Origin of the sequence: Pseudonocardia sp. T1-2H (assembly GCF_038039215.1) — a bacterium.
In the GTDB taxonomy this organism is placed as follows: Bacteria; Actinomycetota; Actinomycetes; order Mycobacteriales; family Pseudonocardiaceae; genus Pseudonocardia.
Genome location: NZ_JBBPCL010000001.1, coordinates 3752182 through 3771519 on the forward strand (window position 1 = coordinate 3752182; position 19338 = coordinate 3771519).

Consider the following 19338-nt stretch of genomic DNA (forward strand, 5'->3'; position numbering starts at 1 on the left):
CCGCCTCTGCCGGCTCTACCAGGTCACCGGGAGCGCGTGGAGGCCGTAGATGACGACGTCGTCCTTGAACGGCAGGTTGCCGACAGCGGTCGCGAGCCGCAGCTGCGGGATGCGCTGGAACAGCGTGTCGAACACGATCTGCAGCTCCGTCCGCGCCAGGTTCTGCCCGAGACACTGGTGGGCGCCGAAACCGAATGCCACGTGGTGCCGGGCGCCGCGCTCGACGTCGAGGGCGTCCGGGTCCTCGAAGGCCTCCGGATCGCGGTTGGCCGCGTTGCCCAGCGCGATCACGCCCTCGCCGGCCCGGATGTGTACCCCGCCCAGCTCCACGTCCTCGAGTGCCAGCCGCGACGTTGCCGTGTCGACGATGGTGAAGTACCGCAGTAGCTCCTCGACGGCGGCGGGGGTATTGCCCGGGTCGGCCCTGATGATGGCGAGCTGCTCCGGGTTCTCCAGGAGCGCGACGGTGCCCAGCGAGATCATGTTCGCGGTGGTCTCGTGTCCGGCGATCAGCAGCAGGAACGCGAGCGAGACCAGCGCCGCGTGGTCCTCGGTGGCGGTCTGGCGCTGCCTGAGCACCTGTCGGCCGAGCAGGTCCTCGCTCGGCTCGCGTTCCTTCCCGGTGACCAGGTCGTCGAGATAGGAGCGGAGCTCGTCGATCCCGACCTGCCGCGCCTGCGGGCTCGTGGTGCGGGAGAACAGCAGCTTCGACCGTGACTGGAAGAACTCGTGGTCGGCATAGGGCACGCCGAGCAGCTCGCAGATGACCAGCGAGGGCACTGGCAGCGAGAGCGCCTGCACCAGGTCTGTCGGCCGCGGCCCGGCCAGCATCGCGTCGATGCAGTCGTCGACGATCTCCTGGATCCGCGGGCGTAGCGCCTGGATCCGCTTGACGGTGAACTCGCCGACCACCGCGCGCCGTGCCGGACCGTGTTCGGGCGGATCCATCCCGATCAGCGACGGGGTGAAGTTCAAGCTGGGCTGCGGGAACTTGATCAGCCGCGGGAAGTCGGGGTGGCGGCGATCGGAGCTGAACCGCGGGTCGGCCAACATCGCGCGCACATCCGCGTGTCTGGTCACCAACCAGGCATGCCGTCCGGACGGCAGCAGAGCGCGGGTGATCGGGGTCGCCTCGCGGAGCTCGCCGTACTCGGCCGGCGGGCTGAACGGGCAGGTGCGCTGCATCGGGAATGTCGGAACGTGCTGGTCGGCCACCTGAGTCATGGCGAGGCCCCAATCCGGACAAAGCCTATGTGGAGGCTCCTATTCCGTTTACCTGGCTCAGGCTACGCACGTGGAGGGCTTGCGTCCACCGGCCGTTGGTGACGCCTCGTCGGCGAACCGGACGACGTGCGAAGATCTGGGCAACCTGCAGAGATGGTGGCGATGACGGCGGATTCGGCGACGGGCCTGCGGGCCGATGCGCGTCGTAACCGCGACCAGATCCTGGCTGCGGCGAAGGAACGGTTCGCCGCGCAGGGCCCGGATGTTCCGATGGAGGAGATCGCCCGCGCGGCCGGCGTCGGGGTCGGGACTCTGTACCGCCGCTTCCCGATCGGGAAGCTTTGGTCAGGGCAGTGGCCCGGGACAACTTCGGCAATGCACTGGCCGAGGTGCGCACCGCGGTAGCGGAGGAAGCCACGGCGTGGCAGGCGCTGGTCCGGTTTCTGCGCCAGTCGCAGGAACTCCGGTTGACCATCCAGCTCGCTATGGCCTCGCCGCTGGCCAGGACGATCGTTTCCGAGGATGCGGAGACCGACGAGCTGCGCCGCGCGATGATCGAGGTGCTCGACGGCGTGGTGCACGCCGCGCAGACCGAAGGCACCCTGCGTACCGATATCGACACCGGTGACGTGGCGATGATGTTCGTGCTGCTGGTACGCCAACTGCCCGTGCCCTACGAGGAGGCCGCTCGACTGGCACCGGAGCGGTGCATGACGCTGATGCTCGACGGCCTGCGCGCCCAGCCCGGTACCGACCTCCCCGGTCGCCCCCTGACCGGCGAGGACCTGGGTCTCTGACCCCGCCGCGCTGAGCTCGAGCCGCTGTCAACATCGGCTATGTGGTCGGCCTGCTGTACTGCGACCGCCCCGCCCCGCCCCACACCGCCGTGGCCGGCCGCGCCGGCCAGGGAGGCGCCGCCACCCGACGCGGAACGACGACCGCGGCCCGGCGTCGGTGCGCTGACCACGAACGTTCACCGGGTCGGCGACTGAACAGTGCTCGGTTGAAGACCGGTCGCTCAGTTCACGCAGGGCAGGCCGCCCGCGGTGATGGGCGGCGCGTCGGACGCTGCAGGATCGGCGCCTCCGGTTCCGCCCGGCGTCGTCCCCGCCGAGGGCCCGTCCGGGTCCGAGGCCGAGGTCGGGCTGCCGCTGACCTCCGGTCCACGGTAGTCCCGCCCGAGCACGATCTTGACGTGTCCGGCGGCCACGGCGCCGTCGTCCACGACGGTGAGCCCCCCGAGGATCCGGGCGACCTGGGCCGCGGCCGCCGCCGTGGCGGCGTCGGCGCGGACGACCGACCTCGCCGTCGTGGCGGCGTTGCCGAGCGTCCCGGGCACCATGCCGTGGTCGTCGAGGACGCTCTGCACGGCCGCGGCGAGCCCGGTGCGGCCACTGGCATTCTCGACGTCGACGGTCGCGGCCGAGGAGGCGGCGGTGCCCGGATCCGCGGAAGCGGCAGCGGAGGGTGAGCTGACGCCGGCGACGAAGGAACGGACCAGAGCCGGGTTCACCTCGACCGCCGCGCCGTCGGAGGGAGTCGGGAGGGCAAGACGACCCGTCGGGATGGTGCGGAACTGGACGTTCCCACCGGTGAGCCCCTGGGCCTGCGTCGCGAACCGCAGCAGGTCCCAGCCCTGGTCGATGACGATGTAGCGGTTGACGGCGCTGATCAGCCCGGCGAGGGCGGTCGGGTCCGCGAGGGTTCCGGCCGAGAGCAACTGATGCGCGAGGCTCGCCATGAACGCCTGCTGGCGCACGATGCGGTCCAGGTCGCCGCGCGGAAGCCCGTGCCGCTGCCGGACGAACGCCAGAGCCTGCGCGCCCTCGAGGGTCTGGGGACCCGCGGGCAGGTCGACGCCGGAATAGGAGTCCTGGACGGGTGCCACGAGGCATACCGGGACGCCGCCCACCGCCCGGGTGACCTCGGCGAACCCCACCAGATTCACCTCCGCGTAGTGGTCGACGGATGCGCCGGTGAGCTGCTCGACGGTGGAGATCAGCTCACGCCGCCCGGCCTGGCTGGCCTGGGTCTCCAAGTCCGCCCCGGTGACGCCCCTTTCCTCCAATGAGGCCCGCGCGTCGGTCATCGCGCGCTCGTACGCAGAGTTGATCTTGTGCGTGCCGAACCCGGGAACGTCGACGTAGGAGTCGCGCGGGATCGAGATCGCCGTCGCGACGGCCGTAGCGTCGTTCGGGACCCGCACGAGCACGAGGGTGTCGGTGTTGAGCGTCCCGGTGTCCGTGCCGGCGCTCAGTTCGTCGAGCACCTGCTGGGGCAGCGGGTTGCCGTGACCGTCCGTCCGGCTGTCGAGGCCGACGAGCAGGATGTCGGTGGCCCCGTCCGATGGGCGATTCGTGCCGAGGACGTCGCTCGTCGCGAGGCCGCGGTCGATCCGGTGGTAGGCCGACCACCCGTATCCGGTGACCAGCAGCACCGCCGCCGAGAGAACGGCGACGAGTACCCGACCCGCCCGCATCGGACCTCCACGCGAACGCACGCCGGACAACAGGCCTCCTGTCGTTTCGTGACCTGCCGTCGGCAGCCGTCGACGGCGCGAGCACGTCCGGCGGCAGCCTCGCGCGGCTGACAGGGAAGGTCTCACAGCGGCCGCGAAGTTCAGGTGAAGTCACGGTGGTCCAAGTGGGCGAGGACGAGACCCCGCTCGCGCCACGAAAGCTCGACCGTGGGCTGCGGGGCCGGCCGCCCGCCAGTTCTCACCTGGCCGACGGAGCTCACGTGGTCGCCGTCGACCCCGCCACGCACCACAGCTTCTACCCGCTGCCCGCCGGAGCGGACAGCCACCCAGCGCCCCGCCTGAGGGTGACCACTATCCGGATCGCGGGCCGGCCAGGAAGGCTCAGGAGCTGCGGCTTCCAGCTGCGGTTACTGCAGTGGTCTGCGGCATTGCCGCGTCGGTGGGTCGCGGTGGGCGGCGCCCGAGCCAGCCTTGTTCGCCCACGCCGAGGTGGTAGGGCACGTCGACCACGACGACACCGGGCGTGAACAGCAGGCGGGTCTTGAGCCGCAGCGCGCTCTGGTTGTGCAGCAGCTGCTGCCACCACCGGGTGACCACGTACTCGGGCAGGAACACCATGACGACGGTGCCGGGGTTGTCGGCGCGCAGCCGCTTGACATAGGAGATGAGGGGGCGTCCGAGGTCGCGATAGGGGGCCTCCAGGACGGTCAGGCGAACCGGGATGCTCAGCTTCTCCCAGTCGGCCCGCAGCTTCCGGGTGTCGACCTCGTCGACGTCCAGGGTGACCGCTGTGAGGCTGTCCGGGCAGATCGTGCGGGCGAGCTCGAGGGCGCGCAGGGCGGGTTTGTGCAGGCGGGACACCAGCACGATCGCGTGCACGTGGCTGGGACGGGTGCCGAGGGCGTCGTCCTGGCCGGGCGTGACCTCGGCGGTGACCCGGGCGTAGTAGCGGTTGACGGCCCGCATCGCTGCGAAGAGCGCGATCATCGCCAGGACCGCGATCCAGGCGCCGTGGGTCACCTTGGTCGCGAACACGACGACGAGCACGACCGCGGTGAACACCGCTCCGAGGGCGTTCACCGACTGCGCACGCCGCATCCCGGCGCGGCCGACGAGGTCGGGTGCACGCAGGATCCGCTGCCAGTGCCGGACCATGCCGAGCTGGGAGAGGGTGAAACTGGTGAACACCCCCACGATGTAGAGCTGGATGAGCCGGTCCAGGTTGGCGTCGAAACCGATGATCAACGCGACGGACGCGGCCGCGAGCAGCACGACCCCGTTGGAGAACACCAGTCGGTCACCGCGGTTGTGCAGCTGACGAGGCAGGTACCAGTCCCGGGCCAGGATCGAGGCCAGCACCGGGAAGCCGTTGAAGGCGGTGTTGGCGGCCAGCACGAGGATCGCGGCCGTGGCCGCCTGGAACAGGTAGAACAGCGGGGAACTGCCGCCGAACACCGCGCCGGCGATCTGCGAGATCACCGAGGGGTCACCGTCGGGCAGCGCTCGCGCGTTCAGCGCGACCGCGAGGACGGTGATGCCGCCGAAGAGCACGACTGCGATGAGCCCCATCAGGGTGAGAGTGGTCGCGGCGTTGCGGGCCTTCGGCTTGCGGAAGGCAGGTACCCCGTTGCTGATCGCCTCGACCCCGGTCAGCGCGGTGCATCCCGAGGAGAACGCCCGAACCAGCAGCAGCACCATCGCGAGCCCGGCGAGCCCGGTGGAGGGCGGAACCGGAACCGACGCCGTGGCAGCCTGCGGAAGCCCGTCGGTCAGCGCGCGGACACCAGCCCAGACGAACAGCAACAACGTGAGCCCGACGAACGCGTAGGTGGGCACGGCGAAGGCCCGCCCGGACTCGCGCGTGCCGCGCAGGTTCATCAGCGTCAGCACGACGACCAGCACGATCGCGAGGGCGACGGCGTGGCGGGACAGCACGGGGAACGCCGAGGTCACCGCGACCACGCCCGAGGTCACCGAAACCGTCACAGTCATGACGTAGTCGACCAAGAGTGCCGCGGCGGCCGCGAGCGACGCGTTCTCGCCGAGGTTCTCCCGGCTGACCACGTAGGCCCCGCCGCCGCTCGGGTAGGCGTAGCAGGTCTGCCGGTACGAGGCGACCACCGTGACCAGCAGCAGCACCACGACCAGGCCGACCCATGGAGTTGCCTGCAGCGCGGCCAGCCCGCCGGCGGCCAGGACCAACACGATCTGTTCGGTCGCGTAGGCCACGGACGAGATCGGGTCCGAGCAGAAGACCGCGAGCGCGATCCGCTTGGGCAGCAGCGTCTCACCCAGACGGGAGCTGCGCAGCGGTCGACCGACGAGGAGCCGCTTGACCACCTCGAACATGCCGCAAGTATCGGCGCCCGGCCGGACCGACCCCGTCATGGTCGCGTCTGTTTCCGGGGAAGGAGCGTCAGAATTTCGTCAAGATCCGTACGCGTCGAGCGCCTGGAGGAGAACGCCGGTGCGACCCAGATGGCACTGACCGACGACGCGTCCGCATGGGTCGGGTACCGCCCGAGGCCGACCTGAGCAAGGACACCATCGCCGAGGCGGTGCGCGCCGCTGGCGTCGGGGCGGCGTTCCTTGCTGACCTGAATGAGATCGATCTCGTCAAGGTCCGTGCCGAACTGAACCGGCAGGGCGCCACCTCGCAGAATCGCCTATCACCGCGCCCGCGAGAGGCGCCCGGACCGACCTGGCAGCTTCGGTGGACTCTTCCACTAGGTGAGGAAGACCGAGGGTTCTCGGCCTTGACTCTGAGATCGACCCGCAGCGGCGCCCGGCGCAGCTACCAACGTCCAGAGGGGCATGAACGATGCAGTTCTATCTCAACGGCTACAAGACCGGCGACCCGTTCATCGAGGACCCGCATCCGTCCGTCGCGGAGCGGCCGGGAGGCCTCCCCGCGGATGTCGACGTCCTGATCATCGGGTGCGGTCCGGCCGGTCTGGTCCTGGCTGCACAGATGGCCAACTTCCCCGACATCAGGACCGTGGTCGTCGACCGCAAGGACGGTCCGCTCGAGGTGGGCCAGGCCGACGGGGTCGCCTGCCGCAGCGTGGAGATGTTCGAGGCGTTCGGCCTGGCTGATCGTCTGGTCGAGGAGGCGTACCGGGTCAACGAGGTCGCCTTCTGGCGGCCGGACCCGGACGACCCGAGCAAGATCAAGCGGACGGGGCGCATCCAGGATGTCGAAGAAGGCTTGTCGGAGATGCCGCACGTGATCGTCAACCAAGCGCGGATGCTCGACTACCTCCTGGACCACATGGAGCGGTCGGCAAGCAGGTTGGAGCCGTTCTACGGCCTCCACGCCAGCGACGTCCAGATCGACGGCAGCGGCTCGTCGGAGTACCCGGTGACGGTCACCCTGCAGCACATGAAGGACTTCGAGGAGACCGGGGAGACCTCGACTGTCCGGGCCAAGTACGTCGTCGGCAGCGACGGCTCACGCAGCGGCACCCGGACCGCGATCGGCCGCGAACTGGTCGGCGACCCGATGAACCAGTCCTGGGGTGTCATGGACGCCTTTGCGGTCACCGACTTCCCGGACATCCGGCTCAAGTGCGCGATCCACTCCGCCAACCAGGGCAACATCCTCATCATCCCGCGTGAGGGCGGATACATGGTCCGGTTCTACGTCGCGCTGGACAATGTCCGGGACAAGGAGATGCTCGACAACCGGAATGTCACCCCGGAGAAGCTGGCCACGGTCGCGAACCGGATCCTGCACCCGTACACCGTCGAGGTCGAAGACGTCGCATGGTGGGCGGTGTACGAGATCGGCCAGCGTCTGTGCGACAAGTTCGACGACGTGCCGGTAGCGGAGATGGCCACCCGTCTGCCGCGGGTGTTCATCGCGGGCGATGCCTGCCACACGCACAGCGCCAAGGCCGGTCAGGGCATGAACGTGTCCATGGCCGACACCTGGAACCTCGGGTGGAAGCTGGGCGCCGTCCTCAGGGGACGGCCAAGCCGGAACTGCTGCACACCTATTCCGAGGAACGCCAGAAGATCGCCGAGCAGCTCATCGATTTCGACCGCGAGTTCTCCAAGATGTTCAGCGCCCACCCGACCGAGTCCGGTGACAGTGACGATGTAGAGGGTGTCGACCCGGAGGAGTTCCAGCAGTACTTCATCACGCAAGGCCGCTTCACCGCGGGAGTCGCGACCATATACGCCCCGTCGATGATCACCGCCGAGGCGATGTTCCAGCACCTCGCCGAGGGCTTCCCGGTCGGGATGCGCTTCCACTCCGCCCCGGTTGTCCGGTTGGCCGACGCCAAGCCCGTCCACCTCGGCCATGTCGCCCGGGCGGACGGCGCCTGGCGCCTCTACATCTTCGCCGACCAGAAGGACCCGACGGGCGGAGACTCCCATTTCCGAGGTTTGTGCGAGTTCTTGGAGTCGGACGCGTCTCCGATCAAGTGCTTCACGCCGGCCGGGGCCGATCCCGACTCGGTGATCGATGTCCGTGCCGTCTTCCAGCAGGGGCATCGTGACCTGGCCGTCGACAAGATGCCGTCGGTCCTGCTGCCGAAGAAGGGCAAACTCGGCCTGGTCGACTACGAGAAGATGTTCTGCCCCGACCCGAAGGCCGATGACATCTTCGCGCTGCGAGGCGTGAACCGCGAGACGGGCTGCATGGTCGTCGTCCGCCCGGACCAGTACGTCTCGCACGTGCTCCCACTGCACGGACACGAGGCACTGGCCGACTTCTTCGCCGGGATCCTGATCGACGCCGAGTAGGGCCGACACGTCCGGCGCCGTCTACGTGCCGTGACGCACCGGCGCTGCCGGGGAGGGGGTGGGGGCGAGCCAGGCCAGGGCGGCGGTGACCAGGGCTTCGGTGCCGGTGTCGAGGGTTGGCTGGATGACCGGCGCGAACCGGGCGGAGTGGTTGACCGGGAGGTCGCGGCTGAGGGTGCCGGCCGCCTCGGCGGCGCGGTAGGTGTCGGGGTCGGTTCCGCCGATGCCCCAGTAGGTGTAGGCGACCTCCGTGCACGGTGATCCGCAGGCTGTCAGCGGCGGAGAGCACCGCGCCGCGGCGGGTGCCGACCTGCCCGGCGGGGCATGGGCAGGACATGCTGGCCGAGCGTCGGTCAGCGCGATCGGTGTGCCGTGCTGCAGCAGGGTGTCGCGAATCGCCCCGCCACCCAGCCCGGACATGATCGCCAACGCCGCGAACCCGATGGGATCGAGCCGTTCGTGGCGGGCAATCACCCCACCGAGCACGGCATTCGCGAACACCCCGGTCAGGTCAACGTCGCGAAAGACCTCGCTGACCGCCCCCTCAACGCATCTCGGCGCGCCATGCCACGTCCGGCGATCGCCACTTCCAACGACGCTCAGCTCAGCATGCCGTCCACGGGCCCGCGGACGAGCCGACACCACTCCCGGTGGGTGGTCGGCCGACCTGCTCGTGGCCGCCCTCGATGCGTCCAAGGGATCACCGGTGACCGTCGGATCGGAGGACGAGTCGCTGCCGCTCGCCCCAACCGCGGGCCTGCCGATCACGACTGGCTGAGTCTGCGGAGCGTGTACCGCCCCGGGCGGGGCCCAACCCGTCCGGTCCCCGGCAGATTCCCCCGCAGCAGCGGTGACCGGCGCATGGAGCCGACGCCTCCGGGCAACTACCGGAGCGAACAGCGGATCGATCGACCGGGAGGAGTGCGGCATGGCTGTGTGCGAAGTGTGCGGGTTCATCGCCGCTCGCCCTATCCGTGGCGTGCTGGGCATTCACAGGGGTTCCCAGCTGGATTCCTTTCGCCGAATCCAGCTGGGGAATCCGTAGCTTCGCCGGAGTCGCCGGGGAAAGGGCGCCGTCCGTAGGCTCGGGTGATGGAGGAGGGGGCCCCGGGACGCCCGTTCCGGCCGGACATCGAGGGCCTGCGGGCCGTCGCGGTCCTGGCCGTCGTCCTCTTCCACGCGGCGGTGCCGCGGATCGCCGGCGGGTTCGTCGGCGTGGACGTCTTCTTCGTGCTCTCCGGGTTCCTGATCACCGGCCTGCTGTGGCGCGAGGTGGGGAAGACCGGCCGGGCGCGGCCTGCCCGGTTCTACGCTGCGCGGGCGCGTCGGTTGCTGCCGTCCGCGATCACGGTCCTCGTCGCCACGGCGGCGGTCGCGACCGCCGTGCTGCCGCCGCTGCAGGTCCGCAGGGTGCTCGGCGACGCCGTGGCCAACGCGCTCTACGTGGGCAACTACCGCCTGGCCCTGCAGGGCACGGATTACCTCGCGGAGAACCAAGCGCCCTCTCCGTTCCAGCACTACTGGTCGCTGGGTGTCGAGGAGCAGTTCTACCTGCTCTGGCCGACGCTGGTCGTGCTCGCCGCGGTGCTCGGCCGGCGTCTCGCGCGGCGGTCGGCCACCCCGGTCGTGGCGCCGTTCGCCGCGCTCGCCCTGGTGACGGGGGCCTCGTTCGCAGGCTCCCTCGCATGGACCAACACGAGCCCGCCCTGGGCCTACTTCTCGCTGCCGACGCGGGCGTGGGAGCTCGGCGTCGGTGGGCTGGTGGCGCTGGGCGTGCCGCTCTGGCACCGGGCGCCGCCCGCTGTCGCGGGGCTCTCGGGCTGGGCGGGGCTCGCTCTCGTGGTGGGCAGCTGCGTGCTGCTCAGCGGCTCGACGCCGTTCCCGGGGACAGCGGCGCTCGCCCCCGTCCTCGGGACGGCGCTGGTGATCGCCGCCGGATGCGCCGGGCCCGCATGGGGGGCCGGAGCGGTGCTCGGGCTGCCGCCGCTGCGGGCGGTCGGGCGCGTGTCGTACTCCTGGTACCTGTGGCACTGGCCGGTCCTCGTGCTGGCTCCCGCGGTCCTCGGTCACCCGCTGGGGCTGCCGGCCCGGCTGGCCGCGGCCGCGGTCTCGGGCGTGCTCGCGGCGGGCACCCTCGTCCTGGTCGAGAACCCGGTCCGCTTCGCCGCGCCACTGCACCGCTCGCCGCTACGCAGCCTGCTCGTCGGCGGCGGACTGACCGCGGCCGGCGTCTGCGCCGCGTTGATGGCGCTCGTCCTGGCGCCGGCGACGGTGGGGCACGGAGCCGCGATTGCCGCGCCGAAGCTCGGCGTCCCGGACGGCTCGACAGGGCCGACGGCGCCCGCTCCCGACCCGCGAGAGGCGCAGCTGCAGGCGCTCACCCGCCAGGTGCAGACGGCGGTGGCAGCCGCGGCCGGCGCCCGGGCTGTGCCGACCAACCTCACGCCACCCCTGGCACAGGCGTCCTCCGACACGGCCTTGCCCTTCCAGAACGGTTGCGATCAGAGCTACACCACCTCCGCGCAGCCGCCCTGCGTGTTCGGTGACCCGGCGGGGACGTCGACGGTCGCGCTGGTCGGCGACTCGCACTCCGCCAACTGGTATCCGACGGTCGAGCCACTGGCCGAGCAACGGCACTGGCGCCTCGACGTCCTCGCGAAGGCCACGTGCCCGTTCCTGCTGGATCTGCCCACCAGGAGCCCCTACCTCGGCCGGGAGTTCACCGAGTGCGAGCAGTGGCGGGCGACGGTGCTCAGCCGGCTGCAGGCCGAGCACCCCTCGCTCGTACTGCTGGCCATGTCCCGCCGGTACGGCGCCGACTTCGACTTCACCTCCTACGACGCCTCGTGGCAGGCCGCGCTGACCCGAACCGTGGCCACACTGCGGGCCGCCGGGTCGACCGTCCTCGTGCTGGGGCCTGTGCCGGACCCGCGCACCTGGGCGCCCACCTGCCTGTCCGACCACCTCGACTCCGCGACCGCCTGCGCCCCGGACCGGGCCGCAGCGGTGAACGCGCAGGGCATCGCCGCGGAGGACGCGGCGACCCGGACCGGTGGCGGCCGCTTCGCCGACCTGGCCGACCTGTTCTGCACCGCCGACACGTGCCCGCTGATCGTGGCCAACGACCTCGTCTACCGCGACGACAACCACATCACCGTCGAGTACGCCGCGATGCTGGCCCCCGTGATGGCCGCGGAGATCGACAGCGCACTGCCGGGAGGATGAGGCGGGATCGCGGAGGACGCAGAAGGAGACGAGGGCGACCGCGGGCAGCTGAGCAACGTCGTCTGAACGAGACGCGGGGTCCGCCCACTGCTGCCACGCACCGACCCACACCAGCAGGGCCGGCCACGCCATCCTCACGGTCAAACCGACGCTCTAAGCTGGTTCCCAGCTGGGTAGAACGAGGCGATGAGCCTGGTTCGGCGCCTACAGTGGGGGGTGTTGCGCTGCCGGTACGCCCGGCGCCCGCCGGCTACCCGGCGCAGTCAGGAAGTGCGACATGTTCGAACGGTTCACCGACGGCGCACGGCGGGTGGTCGTCCTGGCGAAGGAAGAGGCCAGGATGCTCGACCACAACTACATCGGCACCGAGCACCTCCTGCTGGGGCTGATCCACGAGGATGAGGGCGTCGCGGCGAAGGCGCTCGAGTCGCTGGGCATCGCCCTCGACGGGGTCCGCCATCAGGTCGAGGAGATCATCGGCCAGGGTCGGCAGGCGCCCAGTGAGCACATCCCCTTCACCCCGAGGGCGAAGAAGGTCCTGGAGCTGTCGCTGCGTGAGGCGCTGCAGCTGGGCCACAACTACGTCGGCACCGAGCACATCCTGCTCGGGCTGATCCGCGAGGGCGAGGGCATTGCCGCGCGGGTGCTGTTCAAGCTCGGCGCCGACCTCGGCCGGGTGCGCCAGCAGGTGCTGCAGCAGCTCTCCGGCGACCCAGAGCCGGAACCCGGCACCGGCGCCTCGAGTGCTCCCGGCGAGATTGTCCCGGCCGGGTCGCCGCTGTTGGATCAGTTCGGCCGCAACCTGACCCAGCAGGCCCGCGAGGGCAAGCTGGACCCGGTCATCGGCCGCGAGAAGGAGATCGAGCGGGTCATGCAGGTGCTCTCGCGGCGCACCAAGAACAACCCCGCTCTGGTGGGTGAGGCCGGAGTGGGCAAGACCGCCGTCGTCGAGGGGCTGGCCCAGGACATCGTCAAGGGCGAGGTCCCGGAGACGCTGAAGGACAAGCAGCTCTACACCCTGGATATGGGCTCGCTGGTGGCCGGTTCGCGGTATCGGGGTGACTTCGAGGAGCGGCTGAAGAAGGTGCTCAAGGAGATCCGCACCCGGGGCGACATCATCCTGTTCATCGACGAGATGCACACCCTGGTGGGTGCGGGTGCCGCCGAGGGCGCGATCGACGCCGCGAGCATCCTCAAGCCGATGCTGGCCCGTGGCGAGCTGCAGACCGTCGGCGCGACCACGCTCGACGAGTACCGCAAGCACGTGGAGAAGGACCCCGCCCTGGAGCGCCGTTTCCAGCCGATCCAGGTCGCCGAGCCGAGCGTCACGCACACCATCGAGATCCTCAAGGGCCTGCGGGACCGCTACGAGGCGCACCACCGGGTCAGTTACACCGACGCGGCGCTGGTCGCCGCCGCCACGCTGGCGGACCGCTACATCTCGGACCGGTTCCTGCCGGACAAGGCGATCGACCTGATCGACGAGGCCGGTGCCCGGATGCGGATCCGCCGGATGACCGCGCCGCCACAGCTGCGCGAGTTCGACGAGAAGATCGCGAACGTGCGCCGGGACAAGGAGCTGGCGATCGACGGCCAGGACTTCAAGCGGGCCGTACAGCTGCGCAACTGGGAGAAGACCCTGCTCGGCGATAAGTCCGAGTGGGAGAAGCAGTGGCGGGCTGGTGGCCTGGACGTCGTGGCCGAGGTCGACGACGAGCAGATCGCCGAGGTCCTGGGCAACTGGACCGGCATCCCGGTCTTCAAGCTGACCGAGGCCGAGACCACTCGTCTGCTCCGCATGGAGGACGAAGTCCACAAGCGGATCATCGGCCAGGGCGAGGCCGTCAAGTCGGTCGCCAAGGCGATCCGCCGGACCCGTGCCGGGCTGAAGGACCCGAAGCGCCCCTCCGGCTCGTTCATCTTCGCCGGCCCGTCCGGTGTCGGTAAGACCGAGCTCTCGAAGGCGCTGGCGAACTTCCTGTTCGGCGAGGACGACGCGCTCATCCAGATCGACATGGGCGAGTTCCAGGACCGCTACACCGCCTCGCGGCTCTTCGGTGCCCCTCCCGGGTACGTGGGCTACGAGGAGGGCGGCCAGCTCACCGAGAAGGTGCGGCGCAAGCCGTTCTCGGTCGTGCTGTTCGACGAGATCGAGAAGGCCCACCAGGAGATCTACAACACGCTCCTGCAGGTCCTCGAGGACGGCCGTCTCACCGACGGCCAGGGTCGCACGGTCGACTTCAAGAACACCGTGCTGATCTTCACCTCGAACCTGGGTACCCAGGACATCTCGAAGGCGGTCGGGCTCGGCTTCGCGCAGAGCAACGACGAGGCGTCGAACTACGAGCGGATGAAGACGAAGGTCAACGACGAGCTGAAGAAGCACTTCAGGCCGGAGTTCTTGAACCGCATCGACGACATCGTCGTGTTCCACCCGCTGACCGAGCCGCAGATCGTCTCCATGGTGGATCTGATGATCGCTCGGGTCGAGGCGGCGCTGCGGACCAAGGACATGGCGATCGAGCTCATGCCGAACGCGCGCACGCTGCTCGCCCGCCGGGGCTTCGACCTGGTGCTCGGCGCGCGGCCGCTGCGCCGCACGATCCAGCGCGAGATCGAGGACCGGCTCTCGGAGAAGCTCCTGTTCGGCGAGATCGCGCCCGGCCAGATCGTCATCATCGACACCCAAGGCTTCGACCCCACCGACACCACCCGCACCGCGCAGGACAAGGCCCACTTCGTCTTCCATGGCCAGCCCAAGCCCGCCCTCAGCGTGCCCGACACCCTCCCCGTCGCCATGAGCGAGGAATAGCAGCGCCCCGGCGCAGGACCGGACACCAGAGTCGCCCGCGACGCAAAGTCAGAGGTACCCGCGAGGCGAAGCCAGAGCTACCTCGCGAGGCCGTTGACTTCGGCCGCAGGAGGCGCCGGGGAACTCCAGGCCTCCGCACAGCTCCGCGGCCGAACTCGGCGGCCGGTCAACGACAGCTGGATCGCGGCGAGTCGCCTCGTCCGAGACCTGCCGCTGGCGACGTCCTGCGAGGCCCCGTCGCAGGCGCGCTCGGCGGCCACGGCCCGGTCCACCGCCTCGACCGCATGCGCGGCGGCGGCACCGGCGGCGTCCTGCACCTCGGCCGCGCGATAGGCGGCGGCCTGGTGAGCGCCCCGTGTCCGCGGCCTCGGCGAAGGCAGCGTCCCGCTTGGCGAGCGCATCGCGGGCAGTGTCGGTACCCACACATCGCGGGGAACTCGCGGAATGAACCGAACCGCCTGAAGTTTGGCCACCCGGCACACGCCGCCCGTCCGGCGGACAACACGGTCGGACCAGCGGATTCGGAGGGGACGCCCAGTCGGCCGGGCCCGCCCACGGTCCGCTGCAACCGGCCGGCCGCCATGTCACGTCACGGACGCCACGGTGTGACGCTCGCCCGGACAACGGGCTCCATCCCGGTCGGCGCGCCTAGGCTGCCGCTGGTGAACACGCCACCACCTGCACCCGGACTGACACGGACCTGCCCGTGGTGCGCCGAGGCCCGTGTCATTGCGTTCAGCGACGAGGGGCTCGTCCGCGCCCTCTCCCGGCACCTCGAGAGCTGCCCGGGTGCGACGACGGACGAACCGCCGCCGGCCACCTGACGCCGCGACGGCGGCGGAGCGCCGTCGTCTGGCAGGTCACGCGCGGAGGTGCGCCTTGCCGATGACCCCGTACACGCCCGTGAGTGCAGGCGAGGATGAGCGAGCGATCGCTCACTCCGCCGGGACCCAGGTCGTGAGGTCCTGCCAGCCCAGCGCACGCCGGGGGTTCAGCGCCGGAGGCTGGACCGCTTCCGGATGGCCGAGACACACGATCGGCTCCGGGACCCATCCCGCGGGCACCGCCAGCACCACGCCGACCGCGGCGCGGCTGAACGAGCTCACCGGGCCGGCGCCCACACCCAGGGCGTGCGCGGCGAGCAGCATGGTCGCGGCGGCGGTGCCGACGTCGACGGACAGTCCCGGTGCGTCCGGCCGGAATCCGTAGGCCTCCGCCGAGGCCCGGTCGACGCAGATCGTCACCGCCGCCGTCGGGCGCTGGATCATCCCCGGCGACACCATGCGCAGCACCCGGAGCGTGCCGGGATCGACGGTCGCCACGAACCGCTGGAGGTGCCGGTTCCCGGCGGTGGGCGCCCAACGGCCGGCGTCGAGGACCGCCTCGACCGTGTCGCGCCCGACCGGCTCCTCCGTCATCGCCCGGACCACGCGACGGCTCCGGATGGCGGCAAGCACGGGATCGGTCACGCCGGGCCCGTCGTCCCCGGAGCCGACGCGTACCGCGCGAGAAGAATCTCCGCGACCGAGCGGCACACCTCGTCCAGGCGCGCCACGTAGCCGTCGCGGTCGTCCCGGGGCACGGCCAACAGCGGCATCGTCCGGAGCGGGCCGTCCACCAGCGCGCCCGTCCTGTCCCGCGACCGCGAGTCGATCTTCTCGGCGAGCCGGTGCGCGGCCGTGAGCAGCCTCATCGGGCCGTACTCGGCGGCTTCGTCGACCTGGGTACGGGCGGCGGTGACGAGGTAGGCGAGCAACTCCAGCGCGTCGTCCTCGTCGAGGACCCAGGCGGCGGACATGCGCCTCATCGTGGCCCCCGGCGTGCGACACGCCAAGAGCCGCTGCCTCGGGGGCCCGGACGGTGGGGGGCAGCGTCCGCCCGCCACGAACGGTGAGCGCGACACCGCGCCGGGAACCGGCTCTGCCGGTCACGACACGAGGCCCCCGATGACCAGCGGCAGCACCGCCCCACCCCCGATCCCGAGCAGCACCGACACCGCGGCGGCGAGCACCGCGACCACGGTCGCCCGCCGGGCGACCGGCTGCTCGGCGCCGTCCCCGGCCCCCGCCCGGAAGGCGGGCGCGATCCAGCGCAGGTAGTAGAAGACGCTGGCCACCGTGTTCACGATCGCGACGACGGCCAGCCAGGCCATCCCGCCGTCGACGGCGGCGGTGAACAGGGTCAGCTTGCCGAGGAACACCGCGGTCGGCGGCGTCCCGATCAGCCCGAGCAGGCACACCACCAGTGCTCCGGCCGGCGCGGGGGCCCGCCTCGCGAGGCCCCGCATGTCGTCCAGGGTGCGGGCCCGGGGCAGGGCGGCGACCACGGCGAAGGCGCCGAGGTTCGTCACCGCGTAGCCGGCGAGGTAGAACAGCAGGCCCGGGAGCGCCTCCGGTGCGCGACCCGCCACCGCGACGGCCATGAGCAGGTAGCCGACCTGCGAGATCGTCGAGTACGCGAGCAGCCGCTGGACGGAGGTCTGGAAGAACGCGGCCAGGTTGCCCAGGCTCATCGACGCCGCGGCCAGCACCGCGAGCAGCACGGGCCAGGCGACGACGTCGGCGGGCACGGCCACGTCCAGGAGCCGGTAGGCGCCGACGAGGGCACCGACCTTCGGGATCGTGGTGACGACGGCGGCGACCGGCGCGGGGGTGCCGTCGGTGACGTCGGGGACCCAGAACTGGGCCGGCACCGCTCCCGCCTTGAAGGCCAGTCCGGCGAGCACGGCGACCAGCCCGACCGCCGCGAGCGCGGCCGGCGCGGTGGCCAGCCCCTCGCGCAGGGCCGGGTAGGCGGTCGCCCGGCCCGCCCCGTAGACCAGGGCGACACCGGTGACCATCGCGACCCCGGAGAACGCGCCGGACAGGTAGTACTTCATCGCCGCCTCGGTCGCGCGCGCGTCGCCGGCCCAGCCCACGACCGCGTAGAACGGCACGCCGGCCAGCAGGAACGCGGCGAAGAGCAGCAGCAGGTCGTTCGCTCCGGCCATGACGACCGCCCCGAGGCCACCGAGCTGGACGAGCACGGCGAACTCGGTCTCCCGGCGGTGCCCGGCGACCGCGTCCGCCGAGAGCCACAGCGCGAGCAGTACCGACACCAGAACGATCGCGCGAGCGGCCGTGGTCGCCGTGTCGACGGCATAGGCGCCGCCGAACACCGTCTCGCCCTGCCGGGCGGACGCCGTGGCGACCAGCCCGCCCACGGCGGTCGCCGTCGCGAGCCACCGGACCAGGCCCTGGCGCCTGCGCGGTGACCAGGACCCGAGCAGCAGGCCGGCGACCGCGCCGCCGAGCAGGAAGAGCTCCGGGAGCAGCGCCAGCGGGTTCTCGTTCATGCCGGTCATCGCGCCACCAGCTCCACGAGCCCCCGCGCGGCGGGCTCGATCACGTCGAGCAGGACGCGCGGCAGGACCCCGATCACCAGCGCGAGCGCGAGCAGCGGTGCGACCGCCAGCGCCTCGCTCGCCCGGACGTCCGGGAGAGGACGCGGCGCGCCGGGGGCGTCGGGCGTCCGCAGCGGACCGAGGAACAGCCGCTGCAGCGCCAGCAGGAACAGCGCCGCGGTGACGAGGATGCCGGTGACGGCCAGGGCGGTCGGGACCGGGGCCGCCCCGAGCGCCCCGGTGAAGACCTGGAACTCCGCGATGAACCCGGAGAACCCGGGCAGCCCGAGCGAGGCGAACGCGGCGACCGCGAACAGTGCGGCGAACCGCGGGGTGCGCGCGGCCAGGCCCGAGTACGCCCGCATGTCGTAGGTCCCGCCGCGCTCGTGCAGCACCCCGGCCAGCAGGAACAGCGCACCGGTGATCAGGCCGTGCGACACCATCTGCGTGACGGCGCCCGTCGTGGCGAGGGCGCGGGCCTGCACGTCGCCCCCGGCCACCAGACCGGCCGCGCCCACGCCGAGCACCACGTAGCCCATGTGGTTGATCGAGGTGTAGGCGATCATGCGTTTGACGTCGGTCTGGGCCAGGGCGACGAGCGCGCCGTACACCACGGAGACGACCCCGACGATCACGACCACCAGTGCGTACTGCCGCCAGCTCGCCGGCAGCAGCGGCATCGCGATCCGCACGAAACCGTAGGCGCCCATCTTCAGCAGGACCCCGGCGAGGATCGCCGAACCGGTCGCCGGCGCCTCGGTGTGCGCGGGCGGCAGCCAGGTGTGGAACGGCACCGTCGGGGTCTTCACCGCGAGGCCGACGCCGAGCGCCAGCAGGGTCAGCCCCGCGTACAGGCCTCCGCCCGCCAGCGGATTCGCGGCGGTCAGGGCCGGGATGTCGAAGGTGTGCGGTACGGCGGCGAGGAACAGCGCGATGATGCCGAGCAGCAGCGCGAGCGAGCCGAGGAACGTGTAGAGGAAGAACTTCAGCGCCGCGGCCCGGGCCCGTTCGCCGTGCCCCCACCCGGCGATCACGAAGTACATCAGCACGATCGACAGGTCGAAGAAGAGGAAGAACAGGATGAGGTCGAGCGCCGCGAACAGCCCCGTGCTCACCGTCTGCAGGGCCAGGAACAGCACCACGTAGGGCTTGACCCGGCGGGTCTCTCTCAGCGCGAACACGGCGCAGGCGAGGAACAGCACGGCGGTGAGCGCGAGCAGCGGCAGGGACAGCCCGTCGACGCCGAGGTGGTAGGAGATCCCCGCGCTCGGGATCCAGGGCAGCCGCTCCTCGAACCCGTAACCCTGCGGGGGCAGCCGCAGCCACACCGCGACGACCAGGGCGAGGTCGAGCATCCCGGCCGCGATCCACGCGCCCACGAACAGCCGCGCCGGGAGCCGGGCCGGCAGGCACAGCAGCACCGCGCCCACCAGGGCGGGCCAGAAGACGATCAAGGACAGCACA

12 protein-coding genes and 1 pseudogene are annotated in these 19338 nt (G+C 71.1%); 5 read left to right on the top strand and 8 right to left on the bottom strand.

Features of this window, described 5'->3' with window-relative positions; genetic code table 11:
- Nucleotides 1-15: 15 nt before the first annotated feature.
- Entirely contained in the window at nucleotides 16-1224 is a 1209-nt protein-coding gene (locus WBK50_RS18530) for a cytochrome P450 (RefSeq protein ID WP_341336816.1), read from the bottom strand.
- A gap of 162 nt (nucleotides 1225-1386) precedes the next feature.
- Between WBK50_RS18530 and WBK50_RS18535 the strand changes: the two are divergent.
- A pseudogene (locus tag WBK50_RS18535) lies at nucleotides 1387-2021 on the top strand (TetR/AcrR family transcriptional regulator).
- Between the two features lie 221 nt (nucleotides 2022-2242).
- Here WBK50_RS18535 and WBK50_RS18540 read toward each other — a convergent pair.
- Both WBK50_RS18540 and WBK50_RS18545 read right to left on the bottom strand, forming a co-directional pair.
- Complete coding sequence (locus WBK50_RS18540) at nucleotides 2243-3703, bottom strand: LCP family protein (RefSeq protein ID WP_341336817.1); 1461 nt, start codon at nucleotides 3701-3703, stop codon at nucleotides 2243-2245.
- 381 nt (nucleotides 3704-4084) lie between these two features.
- A complete protein-coding gene (locus WBK50_RS18545) occupies nucleotides 4085-6052 on the bottom strand; it encodes an APC family permease (protein ID WP_341336818.1) in 1968 nt (655 codons plus the stop codon).
- Nucleotides 6053-6524: 472 nt separating this feature from the next.
- On the opposite strand from WBK50_RS18545, the gene WBK50_RS18550 reads away from it, so the two are divergent.
- Both WBK50_RS18550 and WBK50_RS18555 read left to right on the top strand, forming a co-directional pair.
- Nucleotides 6525-7808 (top strand): FAD-dependent monooxygenase, encoded by a 1284-nt coding sequence (locus WBK50_RS18550; protein ID WP_341336819.1) that lies wholly within the window; start codon nucleotides 6525-6527, stop codon nucleotides 7806-7808.
- Nucleotides 7763-8455 (top strand): hypothetical protein, encoded by a 693-nt coding sequence (locus WBK50_RS18555; RefSeq protein ID WP_341336820.1) that lies wholly within the window; start codon nucleotides 7763-7765, stop codon nucleotides 8453-8455. Before WBK50_RS18550 ends, WBK50_RS18555 begins: the two co-directional genes overlap by 46 nt.
- Nucleotides 8456-8476: 21 nt before the next feature.
- On the opposite strand, the gene WBK50_RS18560 is transcribed toward WBK50_RS18555, so the two are convergent.
- Nucleotides 8477-9445, bottom strand: coding sequence for a trimeric intracellular cation channel family protein (locus WBK50_RS18560; RefSeq protein ID WP_341336821.1), 969 nt, complete (start codon nucleotides 9443-9445; stop codon nucleotides 8477-8479).
- A gap of 102 nt (nucleotides 9446-9547) precedes the next feature.
- On the opposite strand from WBK50_RS18560, the gene WBK50_RS18565 reads away from it, so the two are divergent.
- Nucleotides 9548-11680 (top strand): acyltransferase family protein, encoded by a 2133-nt coding sequence (locus WBK50_RS18565; protein ID WP_341336822.1) that lies wholly within the window; start codon nucleotides 9548-9550, stop codon nucleotides 11678-11680.
- A gap of 277 nt (nucleotides 11681-11957) precedes the next feature.
- Nucleotides 11958-14492 carry an ATP-dependent Clp protease ATP-binding subunit gene (locus WBK50_RS18570; protein WP_341336823.1) on the top strand — a complete coding sequence of 845 codons (2535 nt, stop codon included), beginning with the start codon at nucleotides 11958-11960 and terminating at the stop codon, nucleotides 14490-14492.
- A gap of 935 nt (nucleotides 14493-15427) precedes the next feature.
- Here the strand turns inward: WBK50_RS18570 and WBK50_RS18575 are convergent.
- The 4 genes from WBK50_RS18575 to WBK50_RS18590 form a co-directional block, all read right to left on the bottom strand.
- Nucleotides 15428-16027: a nitroreductase family protein gene (locus WBK50_RS18575; protein WP_341336824.1), complete on the bottom strand. Its 600-nt coding sequence runs from the start codon at nucleotides 16025-16027 to the stop codon at nucleotides 15428-15430.
- Nucleotides 15958-16290 carry a DUF6092 family protein gene (locus WBK50_RS18580; RefSeq protein ID WP_341336825.1) on the bottom strand — a complete coding sequence of 111 codons (333 nt, stop codon included), beginning with the start codon at nucleotides 16288-16290 and terminating at the stop codon, nucleotides 15958-15960. The genes WBK50_RS18575 and WBK50_RS18580 overlap by 70 nt, the downstream gene beginning before the upstream one ends.
- Before the next feature lie 129 nt (nucleotides 16291-16419).
- Nucleotides 16420-17835, bottom strand: a complete 1416-nt coding sequence (locus WBK50_RS18585; RefSeq protein WP_341336826.1) for an NADH-quinone oxidoreductase subunit N — start codon at nucleotides 17833-17835, stop codon at nucleotides 16420-16422.
- Nucleotides 17832-19337: a complex I subunit 4 family protein gene (locus tag WBK50_RS18590; protein WP_341336827.1), complete on the bottom strand. Its 1506-nt coding sequence runs from the start codon at nucleotides 19335-19337 to the stop codon at nucleotides 17832-17834. The genes WBK50_RS18585 and WBK50_RS18590 overlap by 4 nt, the downstream gene beginning before the upstream one ends.
- Nucleotide 19338: the final 1 nt, after the last annotated feature.